A 20,011-nucleotide genomic window follows, 5' to 3' on the forward strand; every position below is an offset into this window, starting at 1 on the left:
TAGTCAAGCCAGCGGATGCTGGCGCCGGCGCTTGGGGAATACTTAACGGACAGGCGCGGTGACGACCTTGGCCGTCGTGCTGACCGCCGTGCCGGCCACATCGGCCGCCGTGCCCACGGCCGTGCCGGCGGCATCGACCACGACGCAGCCGCTGAGGGCGCCCAGCGCCAAGCCCAGCACCAGCACGCTTCTGCCCACCCGGTAAATCTTTCCCTGGAAGAACGACACGCCCGACATGGCGGAACCCCTTGGCTAATCTGGTTCCCCGCCTCACGGGGGAAACCGGGGGGCCGGCCGCCGGCCCCCTTCGCTTTATACGGAAGCAAAGGGCGGGCCAGGGTGGTCTCTCTTAGGCTATGCCGTCTGGGGCGGTCATGTCGAAGCCCAGCGGCGTGACCGACACCAGGCCATGCTTCAAGGCGCCGGCATCGGTGTCCGGGCCCAGGATGGGCATGTGACGGCGAAAGGCCATCCAGTAATAGGTGCCGCCGCGCATGTCGGCGCGCGGTTCGACGTCGATGCGGTCCAGGGTGCCCCGGCTCTGCCGCGTCAGCACCACGTCGCCCACGTCGGCCGCGTCCACGTCGGGAAAATTCACGTTCAGCACGGCGTTGGCGGCGACACGCAGGCCCAGCGCATGGTCCAGGGACCGGGCGAAGACGGCCCGCGCCGTGTCCCAGCGCACCGGCGTCCCCCTGGCGAAGGCCTGGCTGAAGGCGATGGCCGGAACGCCAAGCAGGCGCGCCGTCAGGGCCGCCGCCACGGTGCCGGAATACGGCACCTCATCCCCCACATTGGCGCCCCGGTTGATGCCCGACAGCACGATGTCCGGCGGATTGTCCTTCAGCAGATGGCGCAGGCCGAAGATGGCGCAGTCGCTGGGCGTGCCCGTCAGGGCGTAGCGGCGTTCCCCCCGCTCCTCCACCCGCAGGGGCGTGGTCAGGGTGACGGCACGGGACATGCCGCTCTGATCCTTCTCCGGCGCCACCACCCAGACCTCCTCCGCCGCCTCCGCCACCAGCTCGGCCAGCAGGGCCAGACCCGGCGCGTTGATGCCGTCGTCGTTGGTGAGCAGGACGCGGCCCAGGCGGCGGGCGGGTGGAACGGTCGTCATGAATCTGGCCTCTGGAGCGGTGGAACCCTATAGATACGGGCGCACCTTTCCGGGCGGCGGCGCGGATGGCAAGCCGCAATGTGGCGCCCCCGTCCCCTTCGGCCGCTTTTCCCATTCAATTCTTCAGGAACCTGGGACCATGTCCGACGACCGGCTGTCCACCGCCCTCTGGGTCCAGTTGCACCTGCGCCGTTGCGCCGCCGACAGCATCCCCGTCTACGTCCTGCGCAAGGGCGAGGCGGAGAGCGGGCTGATCCTGCTGAAGGTCGTCATCCCCTTCCAGGGCGCCAAGGTCTACACCCAGAGCCGCGACATCGACGGTAGGCTGGGCTGGTTCCCGGGGCTGAATGGCGCCCAGGTGCCGGAATCGGAGGCCGACGCCTTCATCGAACGCGCCACCCGCCGCGACCCCGACCTGTGGGTGATCGAGGTGGAAAGCCGCGACGGGTCCCACCCGTTCGAGGGCAAGGTCATCTGAGTTACAGCAGGCAGGCGCCCGGCCACTGGGGCCTCAGGGTCCAGCTGTACTCGACCATAGGCGCCCCGGCGGTGGGAAAACTGAACAGCCGCGGCCTGCCCTCGCGCTCCACCACGATATTCACGGTCGGCCCTACGATCACGTTGGCTGCACTATGAGCCACGCGCGGGGTGACGCCGGTGAAAGAAACGATGGCGTCGCCCTCCTTCAAGCCGGCACGAGCGGCGGCGGAGTCCGGCGCCAGGCCGGTCACCGTATAGGGCGCCACCAGGAAGCTGTCTTCGGACATGCCCAACTCTGGCCGGGGATGCGTGGCGGCATGCCGGGTGAAGCAGGCGCCAAACGCACCCTCGGGTGGCACGATCAACTCCCCCCGCAGCATGCGGTCGAAATCCCCCTCACCGGCGGCACCCAGCTCCTTCCGCAACAAGGCACGCCACGCGCCCTGATCATAGGACAGTCCTGGACCGGCGGCGTTCCAGCATCGCCAGCACCAGGTTGTCCAGCGACCGGCGGCCGCCCGACTTGGCACGGATCTGGGCGTCCAGGTTGGTGAAGTACAGAAAGCCGCGGTTATACGGCACCACCTGGGCCTCACCCCCGGCCCAGCGCTGCCTGCCCACCTCGGCATAGGGCGTGGTCACCAGGGGGCTGGAATAATAGGCGTTGGTCATGACACCGATTTCGCGCGCGACCTCCACGATGTGTACCAGGCCCTCACGCAGCGGCAGGCGCACCTTGTAGAACTCCGCCAGTCCCTCGCCGTACCAGGCGTTGGCGCTGCTGTCGCCCTCCAGCATGCCCACGAAGTGATGGACCATCTCGTGGGTGAACATGATGCGACGGGCCGCATCGTCCAGGGCGCCAACACCGTATTCCAGCATGAAGCCACCCCGGGCGGCACCGCCGCCGTCACGGGGCCGCAGATAGGGCCGCATCAGCAGGGTGTAGGGCTTCGCCTCCGCGTCCTGGAAGAAACGCTGCAGGACGGTGAAGGATTTGCGCGACCAGTCGACCATGGTGTCGGCCCTGAACGGTGGCGTGCCGATCCAATAAGCCTGGAACGGCGAATCCGGGGTGGTCAACCCATGGACCCGGCCCACCAGGAAGAAGGTGGAATAGACCTCCATGGGCGCCACCCGGGCGGTGTAGTCGCCGCCGCCAGCGGTCGAAACGACGGCCCCGCCCGGCACGCCGGTCATGTCCCAAGCCAGATGGACGTCCACCTGCGGCGCCTGCAAGGGCATGAGCAAGAAGGAAAAATAGGCGCCGCCGACACCGCCGTCGATCCCGCGCAAGTCATAGGACGGGCCGAGCTTGCGCGGGGTCAGCGCGGGCGTGACCTTCGCCACATAGGTGACGGTAACGGGCCCGGTGATGGCGCGCAGCGGCGTAAAGCTGCGCATCTGCAAGGGCATACCCGGCGGCGGCTGATCCACACCCATGCGGATGGGCAGCAGGCCGGCGGCATCAGCGAACACCACCTCCTCGGCGGTATAGGCCTGGCCCGGGGTCAGGGCGATGCGCGCCGGAACGGAGACCAGGGGCCGGTCCGGCCCGCCTTCCAGCCCCGTCAGCGTTTCGGTCACCCGCACGGTGGTGACGCTGCCGTCGGACACGACGGGAATGAGCTTCACGTCCACCTGGGGCAAAGACTGCGCCGGGGCGGGCACCGCTCCGCACATGAGACTGCCCACCGCGATAAGCGCCCTACCCGTCCGCCGCATCATGCCCTCCGTTTGAGTTGCAATCAGCCTAGGGCAATCTCCCCGGATTCATTTTGCGACTTGGCCGGGTTTCCAAACGGGCACGCATTGTTTATGCGCCCACCCTACTCCGCCGCGTTGGCCCGGCCGTCGGTGTTGGCGGGGACCAGGCGGCGGGCGGCGCGGCGGGCCTTACCGCGATGCAGCTGCCGGTCGATCCAGCGGCTGAAATCCTCCATGTAGAGGTACAGCACCGGGGTGATGTAGAGCGTCAGCATCTGCGACACCACCAGGCCGCCGACCACGGCCACACCCAGGGGCTGGCGCAGCTCGGCGCTGGCGCCGGAGGCGAGCGCTATGGGCAGCGTGCCCATGAGGGCAGCCATGGTGGTCATCATGATGGGGCGGAAGCGCAGCAGGCAGGCGCGGTAGATGGCGTCCTGCGGCGCAGCACCCTCGCGCCGGGCCTCCAGCGCGAAGTCGATCATCATGATCGCGTTCTTCTTCACGATGCCGATCAGCATCAGCACGCCGATGATGGCGATGACGCTGAGGTCGAAGCCGAACAGCATGAGCGAGCCCACCGCCCCCACCGCCGCCGATGGCAGGCCGGACAGGATGGTCAGCGGGTGGATGAAGCTTTCATACAGCACGCCCAGAACGACGTAGATGACCAGCACCGCCGTCAGCAGCAGCAGGCCCTGGTTGGCCAGCGCCTGCTGGAACACCTGGGCCGTACCCTGGAAACTGCCGGAAATGCTGTCCGGCATGCCGATGTCGCGCTGCACGCCCTCGATGGCCGTCACGGCGGCCCCCAGCGAGACGCCAGGCGTCAGGTTGAACGACAGGGTGACGGCCGGCAGCTGCCCCTGGTGGTTCACGCTGATGGGGCCGGAGGTGCGGTCGATGCGGGCCACGGCGCCCAGGGGGATCAGCTTGCCGCTGTCGGAACGGATGTAGATGCGGTTCAGCACATCCGCCGACTTCTGCGCCTCCGGCGACAGCTCCAGGATCACCTCGTAATCGTTGGTCGGCGTATAGATGGTGGAGATCTGGCGCGTGCCGAAGGCGCTGTAGAGGCTGGAACGCAGGTTTTCCGCCGTCAGGCCCAACATATAGGCCTTGTCCAGGTCGATATGGATGGAGGCGTTCTGGCCGGACAGCTGCAGGTCGCTGGTCACGTCCTGCAACTGCGGCATCTGCGCCATCTTCTGCATCAGCCGGTCCGACCATTGGTACAGCTGCGGCTGGTCCAGGCCCTGCAGCGTGTACTGGTACAGGCTCTTGGACTGGCGGCCGGAGACGTTCAGGTTCTGCACCGGCTGGAAGAAGACGTTGATGCCGGGGATGTCGGCCACGTCCCGGCGTAAACTCTGCAGCACCGCCTCCATCTTGGGGCGGTGGGCGCGGTCCTTCAGCGACATGAAGACACGGCCGGCGTTGGTGACGTTGCCGCCGCCGCCAACGGAGGAGATGAAGGTCTCGACATAGGGGTTCTTGGCCACCGCCGCCGCCACCTGCTGCTGCAGGGCGATCATGGCGTCGAAGGAGATGTCCTGGCGGGCTTCCGTCTGGGCGAAGATCTGACCGTTGTCCTCGGTGGGGAAGAAGCCCTTCTGCACCTGCTGGAACAGCACCACGGTGCCTACCAGGGTGGCGAAGAACACGGCCACCACCACGCGGCGGTGGGCCAGGCACCAGGTCAGGGTGCGGTCATAGCCCCTGAGCCACGCTTGAAACCCCGCCTCCGTCACCCGCTCGAACCGGTTGGGCTTGGCATGGTGGTCATGGTTGATGAAGCGGCTGCACAGCATGGGCGTCAGCGTCAGCGACGTGATGGCCGAGGCCGCGATGGCCAGGGTCACGGTCACGGCGAACTCATGGAACAGCCGGCCCACCACGCCGCCCATCATGAAGATGGGGATGAACACCGCCACCAGCGACAGGGTGATGGACACGATGGTGAAGCCGATTTCCCGGCTGCCCTTCACCGCCGCCTCGAACGGGCTCATGCCCTCCTCGATGTAGCGGACGATGTTCTCCAGCATGACGATGGCGTCGTCCACCACCAGCCCCACCGACAGGGTCAGCGCCAGGAGCGAGATGTTGTCGATGGAAAAGCCGAAGGCCTTCATGGCGCCGGCGGCGCCGATGAGGGAAATGGGCACGGCGATGCCGGGGATCAGCGTGGCGCTGACCTTGCGCAGGAACAGGAAGATGACCATGACCACCAGCCCGATGGTCAGGATCAGCGTGAACTGCACATCCTCCACCGCCGCGCGGATGGACAAGGATCGGTCAATCAGCACGCTGATGTTGATGGACGGCGGCAGGCTGGCCTTGAAGGTGGGGATGACCCGCTTCACGGCGTCCACCACCTCCACCGTGTTGGCGTCCGGCTGGCGCTGGATGGCCAGGACGATGGTGCGGGTGCCGTTGAACCAGCTGGCGGTCCGGTCGTTCTCCACCCCGTCGATGACGCTGGCAACGTCGCCCAGGCGCACCGGGGCGCCGTTGCGGGTGGCGATGACCAGGTGGGAGAAGCTCTGGGCGTCGAACAGCTGGGTGTTGGTCTCCAGGATCAACTGCTGGGCCGAGCCGGAGACGACACCGACGGGAGAGCTGGAATTGGCGGCGACGATGGCGTTCTGCACCTCGTCCACGCCGATGCCGCGGGCGGTCAGCGCCTCCGGGTTCAGGCGGATGCGCACCGCGAACTTCTGCGCCCCCCAGACCTGCACCTGCGCCACGCCGCTGAGGGTGGACAGGGCGGGGCTCAGCAGGGTTTCGGCATATTCGTCCACCTGGCTCAGCGGCAGGGTGGCGCTGCTGAGCGCGAGCAGCAGCACCGGCTGGTCGGCTGGGTTCACCTTGCGGTAGCTGGGCGGGGTCGTCATTTCGATGGGCAGGCGCCGCTGCACCCGCGACAGGGCCGCCTGCACGTCCAGGGCGGCACTGTCGATGTCGCGGTCGAGATTGAACTGGATGTTGACGTTGGTGCTGCCCTGGACGCTGCTGGAGGTGATGCTTTCGATGCCGGCGATGGTGGAGAACTCACGCTCCAGCTGGATGGCGACGGAGGACGCCATGGTGTCCGGGCTGGCGCCCGGCAGGCTGGCCGACACGCTGATGACGGGGAAGTCCACGCGCGGCAGGGCCGCAACAGGCAGGTATTTATAGGCCAGCACACCGCTGAGGATCAGGGCCGCCGTCAGCAGGACGGTCATCACTGGCCGGCGGATGCAAAGCTCAGAAATGTTCACGTGCGCGCCTTTCCGCTGGCCTGCGCGGCGCCTGCGCTGGGATTGGCGCTGTCTGCCTCGACCCCGCCCCCTTGGGTGGCCGGGCGTTCCACGATCTTGGCACCAGGCACCAGGCGCAGCTGGCCTTCGACCACCACCCGCTCACCCGCCTCGACACCGCTGGCGATGACGGCGCCCTGCTCGGCAAAGCGCCCCACCGTCACCGGGCGCATGTCCACCGTGTCGTCGGCCTTGACCACGAACACGTAAGGGCCGGCCTGACCGCGCTGTACCGCCACCGCCGGCACGGACAGCACGTCGGCCTCCATGCCCAGGTGCAGGGTGACGTCCACGAACTGGCCCGGCCACAGGGCACGGTCCTTGTTGTCGTACAGGCCCTTCAGCTGAATGGTGCCGGACTGGGCGTCCACGCTGTTGTCGATGAAGACCAGGCGGCCCGTGGCGGCGACCAGGCCGTCGGCGGTCTTGGCCGAGACCAGGGGCGGCCGGCCGGACCGCAGGGCCTGGCGCACCGCCGTCACATGCTTCTCCGGCACGGTGAAGGCGACGTTGATGGGCGCCACCTGCACCAGGGTGGTGAGGGTGGAGCCGCTGTCGCTGCCCTTCACCAGGTTGCCGGGGCGCAGCTGGATGCTGCCCACCACCCCGTCGATGGGGGAGCGGATTTCGGTGAAGGCCACGGTCAGGCGCGCCTGATCCACCGCCGCCTGGTCGGCCAGCACCGTGGCCTCCTGCGCCTTGGCGGTGGCCGACGCCTGCTCGTTCTGCTGCAGGGAGACGGCACCCCGCGCGAACAGGTCGGCGTTGCGCTTGGCGTCGGACCTGCGCCTGGCCCAGGTTGGCCTGGTCACGGGCCAGGTTGGCCTCCGCCTGCATCAGGGCGGCCTTGGCCGGGCGCTGGTCCAGCAGGAACAGCAGGTCACCGGACTTGACCTCCTGCCCCTCCTCCACCTTCGCTGCCATCAGCTGGCTGTCGATGCGGGCGCGCACCTGCACGGTGGAGATGGGCTGCACCGTGCCCACGGCGGCCACATCGATGGGCATGGCGCCGCGCCGTACGCGCGCCGTCACCACCGGCACCGGATCACTGTTGTTAGTGCCAGGACCACGCTTGCCCGGCGCGGCCGAGGCCTCCGCCCCAATCCCGGATGCCCCCGCCCCGGGCGCCCCGGACTTGGCGGCCCACACGCGGTAACCGCCGTAGCCGGCGACCAGGACCAGGGCCAGCGCGGCGGCGGCCGTGCGACGATTCATCGGGACTTCTCCGGGAGCGAACGGGTACAGGCGACATCGGGACCGGTGGCATCATGGGGCAAAACGGTGACAGTTGCCTTAACGCGGCTGAAAACTGCCTTAACGCGGCTGAAAACCACGCCAGCCGCCGCCCGTCGGACGGCGGGCATCACGCCCAACCCTATCAGCCCACCCGTCGGCATCTGCGACCCAACCCCACGCCTCGTCCGCACAACCGCCAGCCCCCGGGCCCCATACCCAAGCAGGCAAAACGTCGCGGATCCCGGTTTTGCAGTCTTATAGGATATACATCGGCCCCAGGCATTATCCTTAAAGTCTGAGGCCCACCCCAGGGCGTGAAGCGGCCTGCACAGGCGACGGGACAAGGGGTGCCCGGCGCCGTCCCCTTTGGCGGGACATACCGCCCATCTCCGGCCACGGCGCGTTCATGCCTTCGCAGCCTGCGACGGATAGGGTACACCGGCGCCGTTTTCCCACATTTCCGCATTCAAAGACCTGAGGAGGCTTCTGAAACGATGCGCCGTCTGCTGCTGCTGTCCACCATCCTGGCGGGTTCGCCCGTCCTCTCGGCTTCGGCCGCCCTGGCCGCAGACGTTTCGTCCTCCTATACCGCCGACCATACCACCGGCCGACATACCGACGACCCCCATACCACCGGCGGGCAGACACCCGCCTCCGTGGCCCCCGCCGCTGACAGCGATTCCCCGCTGGACCAGATCATCGTCACCGCCACCCGCCGGGCCGAGGCCCTGCGCGACGTGCCCGCCAGCGTGTCCACCGTGTCGCGCGACGAGTTCGAACAGAAGGGCGTGCTGTTCATCGGCGACGAACTGACGGACCTGCCGGGCGTGCTGGTGTCCAAGAACGACATGGGCACCTACACCTCGATCACCCTGCGCGGCGTGCCCAGCAAGGTGCACAACGACACGCTGGTGGTGATGATGGACGGCATCCCCTACGTCACCGGGGATGACGAGGTCGACCTGGAACAGCTGCCCTACGCCGCGGTGGGCCGGGTGGACGTGGTGCGCGGCCCCATGTCGGCCCTGTACGGCCGGGGCGCCATCAGCGGCACCATCAACTACCTGACCCGCGAAGTCACCGACGAGACCAAGGGCGAGGTCACCCTGCAGGCCGGCAGCGACGGCTGGCTGCACGGCGACGCCCTGCTGCAGACGCCCACCGTGAAGGGCGGCGCCCTGCTGCTGGATGTGGGGCATGAGCGGGGCGACGGCTGGCGCGACCGCACCGGCCGCAACGAGACCAACCTGTTCCTGAAGCACCAGCTGGACATGGGTGACGCCGGCCGCCTGACCGTCACCGCCACCTGGGTGGACACCCGCCAACAGCTGGCTGGCGAGCTGCCGGTGGACAGCCGGGGTGAGCTGGTCGCCCTGCCGGGCGGCCGCGAGGCCAACTGGAACGAGGACAACGCCGGTTTCTACAAGCGCATGGCCACGGCCACGGCGACGTACGAGCGTGACCTGGCCGAGGGCCTGGTGGCCACCACCAAGCTGCACGTCCGCCAGGCCCTGACCTCCGCCCTGCAGGGCTTCGCCAACGAGTACGATCCCAACGCCGGCTCGGTCACCTTCACCGGCTTCCGTGTGGACGGCAACACCATCACCGGCTACGGCGAGCAGCAGCTGTCCTGGACCCACGGGCCCTGGCAGGTGCTGGGCGGCGTCAGCGCGGAGCAGGTGCGCGCCCATCATACCGAGCATTGGACCGGCCAGCTGGACGACACCTACTACTACGGTGAACAGCGCAGCATCCTGACCGGCCAAAACATCGACACGGATGAGTGGGTGACGGACACCCAGCTGAACGCCTATGGCCGCGAGCGCGCCTACGCCGCCTATCTGCAGGTGGACCGGACCTTCGGGCCCGTCACCCTGGACGTTGGCGGCCGCTATGACTACTTCGAGCGCCATGTCGTCTATGGCGACACCACCAGCGGCGGGCCCAACGGCACCATCACGCCGGGCGGCAACGCCTATGACGACAACGCCCACTTCAGCCCCAAGGCGTCGGTCACCTGGAAGGTGACGCCGGAGGTCAGCGCCTATGTCGCCTACGGCCAGGGCTTCTCCGCCGCCTTCGGGCCGCTGTGGTCCTTCCGCACCCGCCAGACCGGCCTGAACCCGGAACTGGCGGACAATGTGGAGGCCGGCGTGAAGGGCGACGCCTTCGGCGGCCTGCTGTCGGGCGGCGTCACCGTCTATCGCTTGCAGCGCCATGACCTGCTGCAGGTGGTGGAGGTCAATGGCGTGCCGCAGACCTTCAACACCGGGGAACAGTTGTCCCAAGGCGTGGAACTGGCGGGCAGCGCCAAGCTGGACGCCCTGGTGCCCCACCTGTCGGCCGACGTCACCTACGGCTATACCGAGGCCTACTGGCTGGACGACCGCTTCGTGGAAAGCGACACGCTGATCCAGCGCGACTTCACCGGCAAGCGGGTGCAGGGCGTGCCCCGGCATACGGGCAGCATCGCCCTGAACCAGGGCATCCCGGCCTGGGGCCTATCGGGCAAGCTGTGGGTGGAGATGTTCGGCGACTACGCCTACGACAGCCAGAACAGCCGCATCAGCGGCGGTTACGCCCTGTGGAACACCACCTGGACGTGGACGCCGCCGCATCAGGACACCGTGGATTTGAGCCTGACGGTGCGCAACCTGTTCGACCGCAAAGTGAACCTGATCGAGGCCGACGACAACGGCCCGCTGGGCGCCTTCCCCCAGCCGCCGCGCCAAGTCCTGGGCACGGTCAAGGTGCGGTTCTAGGCAGCCAAGTCCTACACAACATTCAAAGACCGGCGCGCGGGACCCTTCTCGCGCGCCGTTCCTTTATGGCCATCGGCCTAACCGTGTGATCAGGCTTCCCGTCATCCTGAAAAGCCGTAGCCTGTGCATGACGCTTCCCGACGCGACGGATGGCCATGACAAGCAGCATCGCCCTGTACTTCCCCATGCTGGTCCTGTTCCTGTTCACCCTGCTGGTGGGCCTGCGGCTGTTCATCATGCGGGTGCGGGCGGTGAGGCGGGGGAATGTTCGGCTGTCCTACTTCCGCAATTTCACGGCGGGCACCCAGACGGACGGCTGCGCCACAGCCCAGCGCGCCTTCAACAACCTGCTGGAGGTGCCGCCGCTGTTCTACGTCATCTGCGTGGTGCTGATGGTGCTGCGCCAGGGCGACCATCTCTATGAGGCGCTGGCCTGGATCTTCGTGGCGCTGCGGATCATCCAGAGCGCCATCCACCTGACCTACAACAACGTGCTGCACCGGGCGGCGGTGTTCATCGTATCCATGGCCGTGCTGGCGGCGATGTGGGTGCGGTTGGGCCTGACGCTGCTGACCTTTCCCGCCTGACGCTCAGCGATTGGGCCGGACGCGCCAGTAGAGGTAGGAGCGGACCCACGCGATGGCGGCGACGGTCATGACCACGCTGAAGGTCAGGCTGGGGCCGCGCAGGACGCCGGGCGGCAGGAACACGGCCAACACCATCAACACCAGGCCGCCGATAACGGACAGCCAGCCGCCGAAGCGATGGGTCCTGTCCCAAACCCATTCGTCGGCCCGCGTCCAGGGCGTGCGGATGCCGAGCAGATGATTGGGGCGCACCTTGCCCAGGACGTTGCCCACAACCGCCATGGACATGCCCAGGGCGAAGGCGTGCAGGCGCCGCATGTCCACCGAATGGCCCAGGGCGGTCGCGATCAGGCCGAGGTGGGTCACCATAAGCACGCCCAGCACGGACAGGCGCGCGGTGTGCCAGGCGGTGGCCGACCGCTCCAGATTCTCCGTCAGCGGCATGATGCGCGCCAGCAGGGGCAGCGCCACCGACAGGGCCACGGCCATCAGCGGCCCGATGCCGAGCGCCCAGGGAGCGTGGGCGTAGTGGTTGGGCTGGCCCGATGCGTCGAAGTGGATGGGCAGCATGACCTCCCCACCCACCCGCCACAGCGTGTAGAGGCTTGCCGCCACCATGACGGCGATCCCCTGGACAGTGATGATCCAACAAGCGCGCGCGGACATGGATTTACTTTCCCCGCTGGCCCAGGCCACCCGCGGGATGGGCGCGGCTATCGGCCCGGGACTCCCCCTGCCCTATCCCCATGCTGTCCATGAGGCCCGACAGCGCCTCTTCCAGCACCGACAGGTTCAGGCGGTAGTAGATGGTGGTGCCCTGGCGGTCCTGGTCCACCAGGTCGGCCTCGCGCAGCACGGCGAAATGGCCGGACAGGGTGGGCTTGGCCAGGTCGAAATGACGGGCGATGTCGCCGGCCGACAAGGGGCCTTCGCGCAGCAATTGAAGGATGCGGCGGCGGCTGGGATCGGCCAGGGCTTTAAAGACGCGATTCATGATGTCGCTATTTAGCTAATTACCAAATTAAAGTCAAGGCCATCCCCTGAGGGCCCGTTGAACTGTTGCATTTTGCAGTTTTTGCCCCTGAAGGGGCTCTTGTTGAATGCAACACTTTGCGAACTAGCAAAATGCGTGACGCAAATGACACACTTTGCGGTGTGTAGGAAATTTTTGCCGACCACCCCCTATTTCAGCCCCTGAACATTCCCAGAATCCTGGCAAACGCGGAGTCGACGCTATAGACTCCCTTGTGATTTTTCGGTGACCGCCGGCCCGGGAGCGGACCTTGGAAAACCTGTTGCAGACCCTGCGTAATCTGGGGCCGGTGCGGCTGGGCGCCATCGGTGGCGTCGCGCTGCTGATCCTGGCCCTGTTCGGCTTCCTGCTGTTCAACGGCTCCTCGCCAAACATGGCCCTGCTGTACAGCGACCTGTCGCCCAGCGACGGCGGCGCCATCGTGCAGCAGCTGGACCAGATGCAGCCCAAGGTGCCCTACCAGGTCAGTCAGGACAGCACCCGCATCGAGGTGCCGGCCGACCAGGTGGGCCGCGTCCGCATGCTGATGGCCCAGCAGGGCCTGCCCACCGGCGGCAACGTCGGCTACGAAATCTTCAACCAGGCGGAAAGCCTGGGCACCACCAGCTTCATGCAGTCCGTCCAGCAGCTGCGCGCGCTGGAGGGGGAGCTGTCGCGCACGGTGAACACCCTGGCCCCGGTGCAGCAGTCGCGCATCCACCTGGTGCTGCCCAAGCGTGAGCTTTTCAGCCGTGAGACGCAGAAGGCCACGGCCAGCGTCGTCCTGCGCCTGCGCCCCGGCCAGCAGTTGAAGAAGGAACAGGTCGCCAGCATCCAGCACCTGATCGCGGCCTCGGTGCCGGGATTGCAGCCCGACATGGTGTCGGTGGTGGATGACAAGGGCAACTTGCTGGCCCGGGGCATGGGCTCCGACAGCAAGGAAGCCATGATGGCGACGGCGGAGGAAAAGCGCCTCGCCTACCAGCAGCGCCTGACCGACAAGGTCGAGGAGATCGTGGGCCGCACCGTGGGCATGGGCAAGGTGCGCGCCGAGGTGACGGTCGACATGGATTTCGACCGCATCACGACGAACAGCGAGATCTTCGACCCCGACAGCCAGGTCGTGCGCTCCACCGAGACCAACAACGAGAACTCGGAAGACATCAACAAGGAGGGGCAGGACCCGGTGACGGTGGCGAACAACCTGCCCTCCGCCAACGCCGAGAACACCACCAACGGCTCCTCCAGCTCCAAGACCACCAAGACCAACGAGCGCATCAATTACGAGATCAGCAAGACCGTGAAGGTCCATGAGCGCGAGGCCGGCCAGGTGCGCCGCCTGTCGGTCGCCGTGCTGGTCGACGGCAATTACCTGCCGGATGACAAGGGTGTCGCCCAGTACCAGCCGCGCTCGGATGACGAACTGCAGAAACTGGGGTCCCTGGTCAAATCATCCATCGGCTTCGACGGGTCGCGCGGCGACACGGTGGACGTGATCAGCATGAAGTTCGCCACCCCCGAGGGCGAGCTGGAGGCCAAGGAAGAGACGCTGTTCGGCCTGCCCAAGCAGGACGTGTTCCGCATCGCCGAGACCATCGTGCTGGCCATTGTCGCCATCCTGGTCATCCTGCTGGTCATCCGGCCGCTGGTGGCCCGCGCCCTGGACCGCACGCCGCAGCTGGATGAGGAGCCGGACCTGCTGTCCGACAGCGGCGGCGTGCCCCAGCTGGCCGGCCCCGGCGGCGGCGCCCTGGCCCGCGAACTGGCGCTGGAGGCGGCGCAGGCCAACGAGGAACTGGAACAGATGATCGACATCAACCGGGTCGACGGCCGCGTGCGCGCGTCCTCGCTGCGCAAGGTGGGCGAAATCGTCGAGAAGCACCCGGAAGAGGCCGTGTCCATCATCCGGAACTGGCTGTACCAGGAAAATTGAGCGCGGACGTAGCCGATGACCAACATCCGCAGGTTCCTGTTCGACAATTCCTTCGATCCCGAAGGCCGCCGCGTCGAGGTGCCGGAGGAACAGCTTCCGCCCGTGCCGGAGCCGGCGCCGGAACCGCCGCCCCCGCCACCGCCACCGCCGGAACCGACCTTCAGCCTGGCCGATCTGCAGCAGCAGGTGCGCATGGCGCGCGAGGCCGCCTACGCGCAAGGCCACGCCGAAGGCATGGCCGCCGGGGCCGACCAGTCGGCCCTGGCGCTGGCCAACGTGCTGGCCCAGTTGCAGGGCAGCGTCGGGCAGCTGATCCAGGCGGAGGCGCAGGGCCGGGCGCAACGGTCGCAGAACGCCATCCGCATGGCGCTGGCCATCGTGCGCAAGCTGTTCCCCGCCATGGTCAAGCGCCACGGTCTGGTGGAGGTGGAGGCCTCGGTCAACGCCTTCCTGGCGGAACTTTCGGACGAGCCGCGGCTGCTGGTCCGTGTGCATGAGAACTGGCTGGCCCCCATCAAGGAGAAGATCGAGGACATGGCCGCGCGCCAGGGCTTCGCCGGCTCCGTCGCCGTGGTGGCCGACCCGCGGGCCGGGGAGCTGGACTGCAAGGCCGACTGGGGCGACGGCGGCGCCGAGCGCGACGTGGCGGCCCTGTGGGCCGAGATCGACCGCATCGCCGGCAACCTGGGCCGCCCCCTGGAAGATGGCCGCGAGGCGGCGGAATGAGCGTATAGGCCGTGATAGGCCACCATGGTATGGGCCAGTGTTGTTAGGATGCGTGACCGGGCGGCGCCCCGGCGGTGAGAAACGAGGGAAACGATGAGCCTGGACGATTTCGACGGCCAAGCAGGCATGGACGCGGATGGCGCCCCTATCGTGAAGGACCTGGAGGCCGTCTACGACATCCCGGTTCAGATTTCCGCCGTGCTGGGCAAATGCACCATGCAGGTGAGCCAGCTGCTGAAGCTGGGTCGCGGCGCGGTGGTGGAACTGGACCGCAAGGTGGGCGAGGCCATCGACATCTACGTCAACAACCGCTTGGTGGCGCGCGGCGAGGTGGTGGTGGTGGAAGACCGCCTGGGCGTGACCATGACGGAAATCATCAAGTCCGAACGCACCTGATCCCTATAGTCGAGAAACGAGACACCGTTGAACAGCCGCCCCCCCTCCCCGACCTTGCGCGCCGCCGGCACCGCTGCCGGCCGGACGGCTGCGGCCGCCCCGGCGCCGGAGGCGGCGAACGAGGCCAAGGGGCCGGCCCATCCCATGGGCCCCCAGGCGCCGACGCCGGCCCCCCTGCCGGAGCCGGTGCGGGTGCGCCACGGGCTGGATCTGACCACGGTGCTGGGCCTGGCGGCCGGCTTCGCGCTGGTGTTCTCGGCCTTGGCCTTTGGCGGGCATGCGCGGGCCTTCATCAACGTGCCCTCGCTCATGATCGTGGTGGGCGGCACCATCGCCGTCACCATCGTGTCCTTCGCGCGGGAGGATTTGGCGGCCTGCCGGCGACAGCTGACGCGGGCCCTGATGCGGCCGGTGGCCGACATCGCCGACGTCTCCGGCTATGTCCTGCAGATGGCGGAGGCGGCGCGGCGCAACGGTCCCCTGACCCTGCAGCCGTTGATGAAGGACAAGGGGGTCGAGCCCCTGCAGGCCCGCGCCATCGAGCTGGTGGTGGACGGCATCGCGGCGGAGGATGTGGAGCGCATCCTGCGCACAGAGATCGAGGCGCAACAGGCCCGATCCCGCCATGGCGCCGCCGTGCTGCGCCGCGCCTCGGAAGTGGCGCCGGCCATGGGCCTGATCGGTACCCTGGTGGGCTTGGTGCAGATGTTGGGCAACCTGCAGGACCCGGCGGCCATCGGCCCGGCCATGGCCATCGCCCTGCTGACGACCTTCTACGGCGCGCTGGTGGGCAACATGGCCCTGGCGCCGCTGGCCGGAAAGCTGGAACGCAACACCGACGCCCAGGCCATCGTGGACACGCTGTTCATGCTGGGCGCCATCTCCATCGCCCGGCAGGAAAATCCGCGCCGGCTGGAGATGATGATGAACACGGTTCTGCCGCCGGAGCTGCGGCTGAACCATTACGATTGATGCTTGGACGACGGCCGCGCCCCGGGTGGGGCGGCCTGGTTTGAAAGGGTTGTGAGCGATGCGGTTGCTGATCGTAGGAACGCTGGAAGGCTACATCACGGCGGCGGGCAAGATCGCGCTCCAGAAGGGCGCGAAGGTCGCCCACACCGACAGCATAGGCGGCGCGCTCAACGCCCTGCGCGGCGGCCAGGGCGCCGACCTGGTGATGATCGACGTCAAGCTGGACGTCGCCATGCTGATCGAGGCGCTGAAGGCCGAACGCATCACCGTGCCGGTGGTGGCCTGCGGTGTCGCGACCGACGCGCAGGCGGCGGTGAAGGCCATCCGCGCCGGCGCCAAGGAATACATCCCCCTGCCCCCGGACGCGCAGCTGATCGCCGCGGTGCTGGAGGCGGTGGCGGAGGAGAGCCACGCCATCGTCAGCCGCGATCCCTCCATGGGTGGCGTGCTGCGCCTGGCCGACCAGATCGCCCCCAGCGACGCCAGCGTGCTGATCACCGGCGAGTCCGGCACCGGCAAGGAACTGATGGCCCGCTACATCCACCGCAAGAGCCGCCGGGCCAACGCGGTGTTCGTGTCCGTCAACTGCGCCGCCATCCCGGAAAACCTGCTGGAATCGGAACTGTTCGGCCATGAGAAGGGCGCCTTCACCGGCGCCGTGGCGCGCCGCGTGGGCAAGTTCGAGGAAGCCAACGGCGGCACGCTGCTGCTGGACGAAATCTCGGAGATGGACATCCGCCTTCAGGCCAAGCTGCTGCGCGCCATCCAGGAACGGGAGATCGACCGGGTGGGTGGGACCCAGCCGGTGAAGGTGGACATCCGCGTGCTGGCCACCAGCAACCGCTTCCTGGAGGAGGAGGTGCGGGCCGGCCGTTTCCGCGAGGACTTGTTCTTCCGCCTGAACGTGGTGAACCTGGCCCTGCCGCCCCTGCGCGAACGCCCGGCGGACATCGCCATCCTGTCCCAGCACTTCGCCACCAAATATTCCGAGGCCAACGGCCTGCCGGAACGCAGGGTAAGCCCGGAGGCGCTGGCCATGCTGCAGGCCCATCGCTTCCGCGGCAACGTGCGTGAGCTGGAGAACACCATGCACCGCGCCGTGCTGCTGTCGCGCGGGACGGAGATCGGCACCGACGCCATCCTGCTGACCGGCGCGGAACCGGCGGCGCCGGCGCAAGGCTACAGCGCGGTGGCCCCGGTGGCCGCCCGCGCCACCGCCGTCGCCCAACCCCCGACCGCCCCGGCTGGCGAGCCCGGCGCCTCGGGCACCGCCGGCCTGGTGGGGCGCAGCGTGGCGGACGTGGAGCGCGACCTGATCATCGACACGCTCAGCCATTGCCTGGGCAACCGGACGCATGCCGCCAACATCCTGGGCATCTCCATCCGCACCCTGCGCAACAAGCTGAAGCAGTACAGCGACGAGGGCGTGGCCGTGCCGCCGCCGGCGGGTGGCGAGCTGGACCGGGCGGCGATGTAAGGCGAGGGAACGGACACCTGACAGGCACCGGGAAGAGAGACCATGGCTGACCAGACCGCGGCCTCCGGCGGCAACATGCTGCAGTCCCTGTTCGGCAACGCGCGGACGGCCGGTCCGGCACTGCTGAAGCGGACGGAGATTCTGTTCGCGCTGGGCATCGTGACCATCCTGGTCATGCTGGTCATCCCGCTGCCCACCTTCCTGCTGGATTTCGGCCTCGCCGTCTCCTTCACCTTCTCCGTCCTCATCCTGATGACGGTGCTCAGCATCCAGAAGCCGCTGGAGATGAGCTCCTTCCCCACCATCCTGCTGGTGTCCACCATGTTGCGCCTGGCGCTGAACATGGCGTCCACCCGCCTGATCCTGGGCCACGGACATGAAGGCACCCAGGCCGCCGGCCACGTCATCCAGGCGTTCGGCGGCTTCATCATGGGCGGCAATTTCATCATCGGCGTGACGGTGTTCGCCATCCTGGTGATGGTGAACTTCACCGTCATCACCAAGGGTTCCGGCCGTATCGCCGAAGTGGCGGCGCGCTTCACCCTGGACGGCATGCCCGGCAAGCAGATGGCCATCGACGCCGACCTGTCGGCCGGCCTGATCGACGAGGGCGAGGCCAAGAAGCGCCGGCGCGAACTGGAAGAGGAAAGCCAGTTCTTCGGCGCCATGGACGGCGCGTCCAAGTTCGTGCGCGGCGACGCCGTGGCCGGCATGGTCATCACCTTCATCAACGTCGTCGTCGGCATGATCATCGGCGTCGGCCAGAAGAACATGTCGTTCCTGAAGGCGGGCGCCACCTACACCCAGCTGACCATCGGCGACGGCCTGGTCAGCCAGATCCCGGCGCTGATCGTCTCGCTGGCCGCCGGTCTCATGGTGTCGAAGTCGGGCCAGACGGGCTCGGCCGACAAGGCGCTGTTCGGGCAGCTGAGCTTCTACCCCTCGGCCATGGGCCTCAGCGCCTTCCTGCTGTGCGCCCTGGCCTTGCTGCCGGGCCTGCCCTTCCTGCCCTTCGTCTCGCTGGCCATCGCCCTGTTCGCCGGCGCCTATTACCTGCCGCGCCTGCGGAAAGCACGGACGGACCAGATGGTGGGGGCGGAGGCGGGCGGCGCGCCCGGTGGCCCGGCCGGTCCCGGCGGCGCGCCCCTGCCGGCACCGGAGGAGCCCATCTCCTCCGCCCTGGCTATCGACCTCATCCGCCTGGAACTGGGGTACGGCCTGCTGTCGCTGATCAACACCGACGCCGGCCACCGCCTGACCGACCAGATCAAAGGCCTGCGCCGCCAGCTGGCCAGCGAGATCGGCATCATCATGCCGGCCGTGCGCATCCAGGACAATCTGCAGCTACCACCCAACAGCTACGTCATCCGCATCAAGGAGATCGAGGCCGGCCGCGGCGACGTGCGCCCCAACATGCTGCTCTGCATGGACCCGCGTGGCGAGCCCATCCAGCTGCCGGGCGAGGTGACGACGGAGCCGACCTTCGGCCTGCCCGCCATGTGGATCGAGCCGGCCTATCGCGAAGAGGCGCTGTTCAAGGGCTTCACCGTGGTGGACCCGCCCACCGTGCTGACCACCCACCTGACCGAGGTGGTGCGCGACAACATGGCGGATCTGCTGTCCTACGCCGAAACCCAGAAGCTGCTGGATGAGCTGAACAAGGAACAGCAGAAGCTGGTGGCCGACGTCATCCCCGGCCAGATCGGCGTGGGCGCGCTGCAGCGCGTCCTGCAAAGCCTGCTGGCCGAGCGCATCTCCATCCGCGACCTGCCGGCCATCCTGGAGGGCGTGTCGGAGGCGACGGGCTACACCCGCAACATCACCCAGATCACGGAGCATGTGCGCGCCCGCCTGTCGCGCCAAATCTCCGACAGCCATACCAACGACCAGGGCTACATCCCCCTCATCACCCTGTCACCGGAGTGGGAGCAGGCCTTCGCCGAATCCGTCGTGGGCGAAGGCGACGAGCGCAACCTGGCCATGGCGCCGTCGCGCCTGCAGCAATTCATCACCGCCGTGCGCCAGACCTACGACCGCCACGCCATGATGGGGGAATTGCCGGTGCTGCTGACCAGCCCGGGCATACGGCCCTTCGTCCGTTCCATCATCGAGCGGTTCCGGCCGGCCACCGCCGTCATGTCGCAGAACGAAATCCATCCCAAGGCCAAGATCAAGACCTTGGGACAAGTGTAAGAGCCGCAGGGGCGGCCGGGGGTATAGAAATAGCGGGGCGGCGGCAGGACGAAGCGGTCTTCCGCCCGGATGATGTGGGGCGTCACCGAACATGGCTAACGCAAAATTAAGCAAGCG

General features: G+C 67.7%; 18 protein-coding genes. 10 read left to right on the forward strand and 8 right to left on the reverse strand.

What is annotated here, in order from left to right; translation table 11 throughout:
- Positions 1 to 42: 42 nt before the first annotated feature.
- Together UAA55_RS25105 and surE are read right to left on the reverse strand one after the other, a co-directional pair.
- Complete coding sequence (locus UAA55_RS25105; RefSeq protein WP_322956219.1) at positions 43 to 237, reverse strand: hypothetical protein; 195 nt, start codon at positions 235 to 237, stop codon at positions 43 to 45.
- A 112-nt stretch (positions 238 to 349) separates the two neighbouring features.
- Positions 350 to 1,114 carry a 5'/3'-nucleotidase SurE gene (surE, locus tag UAA55_RS25110; protein ID WP_322956220.1) on the reverse strand — a complete coding sequence of 255 codons (765 nt, stop codon included), beginning with the start codon at positions 1,112 to 1,114 and terminating at the stop codon, positions 350 to 352.
- 139 nt (positions 1,115 to 1,253) lie between these two features.
- Between surE and UAA55_RS25115 the strand changes: the two genes are divergently transcribed.
- Entirely contained in the window at positions 1,254 to 1,592 is a 339-nt protein-coding gene (locus UAA55_RS25115) for a DUF1491 family protein (RefSeq protein ID WP_088871716.1), read from the forward strand.
- 1 nt (position 1,593) lies between these two features.
- On the opposite strand, the gene UAA55_RS25120 is transcribed toward UAA55_RS25115, so the two are convergent.
- From UAA55_RS25120 to UAA55_RS25135, 4 genes are all read right to left on the reverse strand, one after another.
- Positions 1,594 to 2,019 carry a hypothetical protein gene (locus tag UAA55_RS25120; RefSeq protein WP_322956222.1) on the reverse strand — a complete coding sequence of 142 codons (426 nt, stop codon included), beginning with the start codon at positions 2,017 to 2,019 and terminating at the stop codon, positions 1,594 to 1,596.
- A gap of 22 nt (positions 2,020 to 2,041) precedes the next feature.
- Positions 2,042 to 3,277: a hypothetical protein gene (locus UAA55_RS25125; RefSeq protein ID WP_322956223.1), complete on the reverse strand. Its 1,236-nt coding sequence runs from the start codon at positions 3,275 to 3,277 to the stop codon at positions 2,042 to 2,044.
- Between the two features lie 146 nt (positions 3,278 to 3,423).
- A complete protein-coding gene (locus UAA55_RS25130) occupies positions 3,424 to 6,561 on the reverse strand; it encodes an efflux RND transporter permease subunit (protein WP_322956224.1) in 3,138 nt (1,045 codons plus the stop codon).
- Positions 6,558 to 7,412 carry an efflux RND transporter periplasmic adaptor subunit gene (locus UAA55_RS25135; protein ID WP_322956227.1) on the reverse strand — a complete coding sequence of 285 codons (855 nt, stop codon included), beginning with the start codon at positions 7,410 to 7,412 and terminating at the stop codon, positions 6,558 to 6,560. The genes UAA55_RS25130 and UAA55_RS25135 overlap by 4 nt, the downstream gene beginning before the upstream one ends.
- 77 nt (positions 7,413 to 7,489) lie before the next feature.
- Between UAA55_RS25135 and UAA55_RS31490 the strand changes: the two genes are divergently transcribed.
- The 3 genes from UAA55_RS31490 to UAA55_RS25150 all read left to right on the forward strand — a co-directional run bounded on the left by UAA55_RS31490 (position 7,490) and on the right by UAA55_RS25150 (position 11,185).
- Positions 7,490 to 7,756 (forward strand): hypothetical protein, encoded by a 267-nt coding sequence (locus UAA55_RS31490; protein ID WP_322956228.1) that lies wholly within the window; start codon positions 7,490 to 7,492, stop codon positions 7,754 to 7,756.
- Between the two features lie 574 nt (positions 7,757 to 8,330).
- Positions 8,331 to 10,598, forward strand: a complete 2,268-nt coding sequence (locus tag UAA55_RS25145; RefSeq protein WP_322956229.1) for a TonB-dependent receptor — start codon at positions 8,331 to 8,333, stop codon at positions 10,596 to 10,598.
- A gap of 155 nt (positions 10,599 to 10,753) precedes the next feature.
- On the forward strand, positions 10,754 to 11,185 hold the full coding sequence (locus UAA55_RS25150; RefSeq protein ID WP_322956230.1) for an MAPEG family protein: 432 nt from the start codon (positions 10,754 to 10,756) through the stop codon (positions 11,183 to 11,185).
- A gap of 3 nt (positions 11,186 to 11,188) precedes the next feature.
- Here the strand turns inward: UAA55_RS25150 and UAA55_RS25155 are convergent, their stop codons facing one another.
- Complete coding sequence (locus UAA55_RS25155) at positions 11,189 to 11,851, reverse strand: SdpI family protein (RefSeq protein ID WP_322956231.1); 663 nt, start codon at positions 11,849 to 11,851, stop codon at positions 11,189 to 11,191.
- A gap of 4 nt (positions 11,852 to 11,855) precedes the next feature.
- Positions 11,856 to 12,179: an autorepressor SdpR family transcription factor gene (locus tag UAA55_RS25160; RefSeq protein ID WP_322956232.1), complete on the reverse strand. Its 324-nt coding sequence runs from the start codon at positions 12,177 to 12,179 to the stop codon at positions 11,856 to 11,858.
- 289 nt (positions 12,180 to 12,468) lie between these two features.
- Here UAA55_RS25160 and fliF point away from each other — a divergent pair, with 289 nt between their 5' ends.
- The 6 genes from fliF to flhA all read left to right on the forward strand — a co-directional run bounded on the left by fliF (position 12,469) and on the right by flhA (position 19,894).
- Entirely contained in the window at positions 12,469 to 14,130 is a 1,662-nt protein-coding gene (gene fliF, locus UAA55_RS25165; protein WP_322956234.1) for a flagellar basal-body MS-ring/collar protein FliF, read from the forward strand.
- Between the two features lie 15 nt (positions 14,131 to 14,145).
- The gene (locus UAA55_RS25170) at positions 14,146 to 14,856 is read left to right on the forward strand and encodes a FliH/SctL family protein (protein ID WP_322956236.1); all 711 of its coding nucleotides are present in this window, start codon (positions 14,146 to 14,148) and stop codon (positions 14,854 to 14,856) included.
- Between the two features lie 93 nt (positions 14,857 to 14,949).
- The gene (gene fliN, locus UAA55_RS25175) at positions 14,950 to 15,252 is read left to right on the forward strand and encodes a flagellar motor switch protein FliN (RefSeq protein ID WP_004273939.1); all 303 of its coding nucleotides are present in this window, start codon (positions 14,950 to 14,952) and stop codon (positions 15,250 to 15,252) included.
- 27 nt (positions 15,253 to 15,279) lie between these two features.
- Positions 15,280 to 16,224, forward strand: coding sequence for a motility protein A (locus UAA55_RS25180; RefSeq protein WP_322956237.1), 945 nt, complete (start codon positions 15,280 to 15,282; stop codon positions 16,222 to 16,224).
- Between the two features lie 58 nt (positions 16,225 to 16,282).
- Positions 16,283 to 17,701, forward strand: a complete 1,419-nt coding sequence (gene flbD / locus UAA55_RS25185) for a sigma-54-dependent transcriptional regulator FlbD (RefSeq protein ID WP_322956238.1) — start codon at positions 16,283 to 16,285, stop codon at positions 17,699 to 17,701.
- Positions 17,702 to 17,743: 42 nt separating this feature from the next.
- The gene (gene flhA / locus UAA55_RS25190) at positions 17,744 to 19,894 is read left to right on the forward strand and encodes a flagellar biosynthesis protein FlhA (RefSeq protein ID WP_322956239.1); all 2,151 of its coding nucleotides are present in this window, start codon (positions 17,744 to 17,746) and stop codon (positions 19,892 to 19,894) included.
- Positions 19,895 to 20,011: the final 117 nt, after the last annotated feature.

Source organism: Nitrospirillum guanabarense (assembly GCF_034653355.1).
Lineage (GTDB): Bacteria > Pseudomonadota > Alphaproteobacteria > Azospirillales > Azospirillaceae > Nitrospirillum.

Coding starts and splice junctions, on each gene's coding strand:
- UAA55_RS25105 (WP_322956219.1), bottom strand. CDS start 237: ATGTCGGGCGTGTCGTTCTTCCAGGGAAAGATTTACCGGGTGGGCAGA.
- surE (WP_322956220.1), bottom strand. CDS start 1,114: ATGACGACCGTTCCACCCGCCCGCCGCCTGGGCCGCGTCCTGCTCACC.
- UAA55_RS25115 (WP_088871716.1), top strand. CDS start 1,254: ATGTCCGACGACCGGCTGTCCACCGCCCTCTGGGTCCAGTTGCACCTG.
- UAA55_RS25125 (WP_322956223.1), bottom strand. CDS start 3,277: ATGTGCGGAGCGGTGCCCGCCCCGGCGCAGTCTTTGCCCCAGGTGGAC.
- UAA55_RS25145 (WP_322956229.1), top strand. CDS start 8,331: ATGCGCCGTCTGCTGCTGCTGTCCACCATCCTGGCGGGTTCGCCCGTC.
- UAA55_RS25150 (WP_322956230.1), top strand. CDS start 10,754: ATGACAAGCAGCATCGCCCTGTACTTCCCCATGCTGGTCCTGTTCCTG.
- UAA55_RS25155 (WP_322956231.1), bottom strand. CDS start 11,851: ATGTCCGCGCGCGCTTGTTGGATCATCACTGTCCAGGGGATCGCCGTC.
- UAA55_RS25160 (WP_322956232.1), bottom strand. CDS start 12,179: ATGAATCGCGTCTTTAAAGCCCTGGCCGATCCCAGCCGCCGCCGCATC.
- UAA55_RS25170 (WP_322956236.1), top strand. CDS start 14,146: ATGACCAACATCCGCAGGTTCCTGTTCGACAATTCCTTCGATCCCGAA.
- fliN (WP_004273939.1), top strand. CDS start 14,950: ATGAGCCTGGACGATTTCGACGGCCAAGCAGGCATGGACGCGGATGGC.
- flbD (WP_322956238.1), top strand. CDS start 16,283: ATGCGGTTGCTGATCGTAGGAACGCTGGAAGGCTACATCACGGCGGCG.
- flhA (WP_322956239.1), top strand. CDS start 17,744: ATGGCTGACCAGACCGCGGCCTCCGGCGGCAACATGCTGCAGTCCCTG.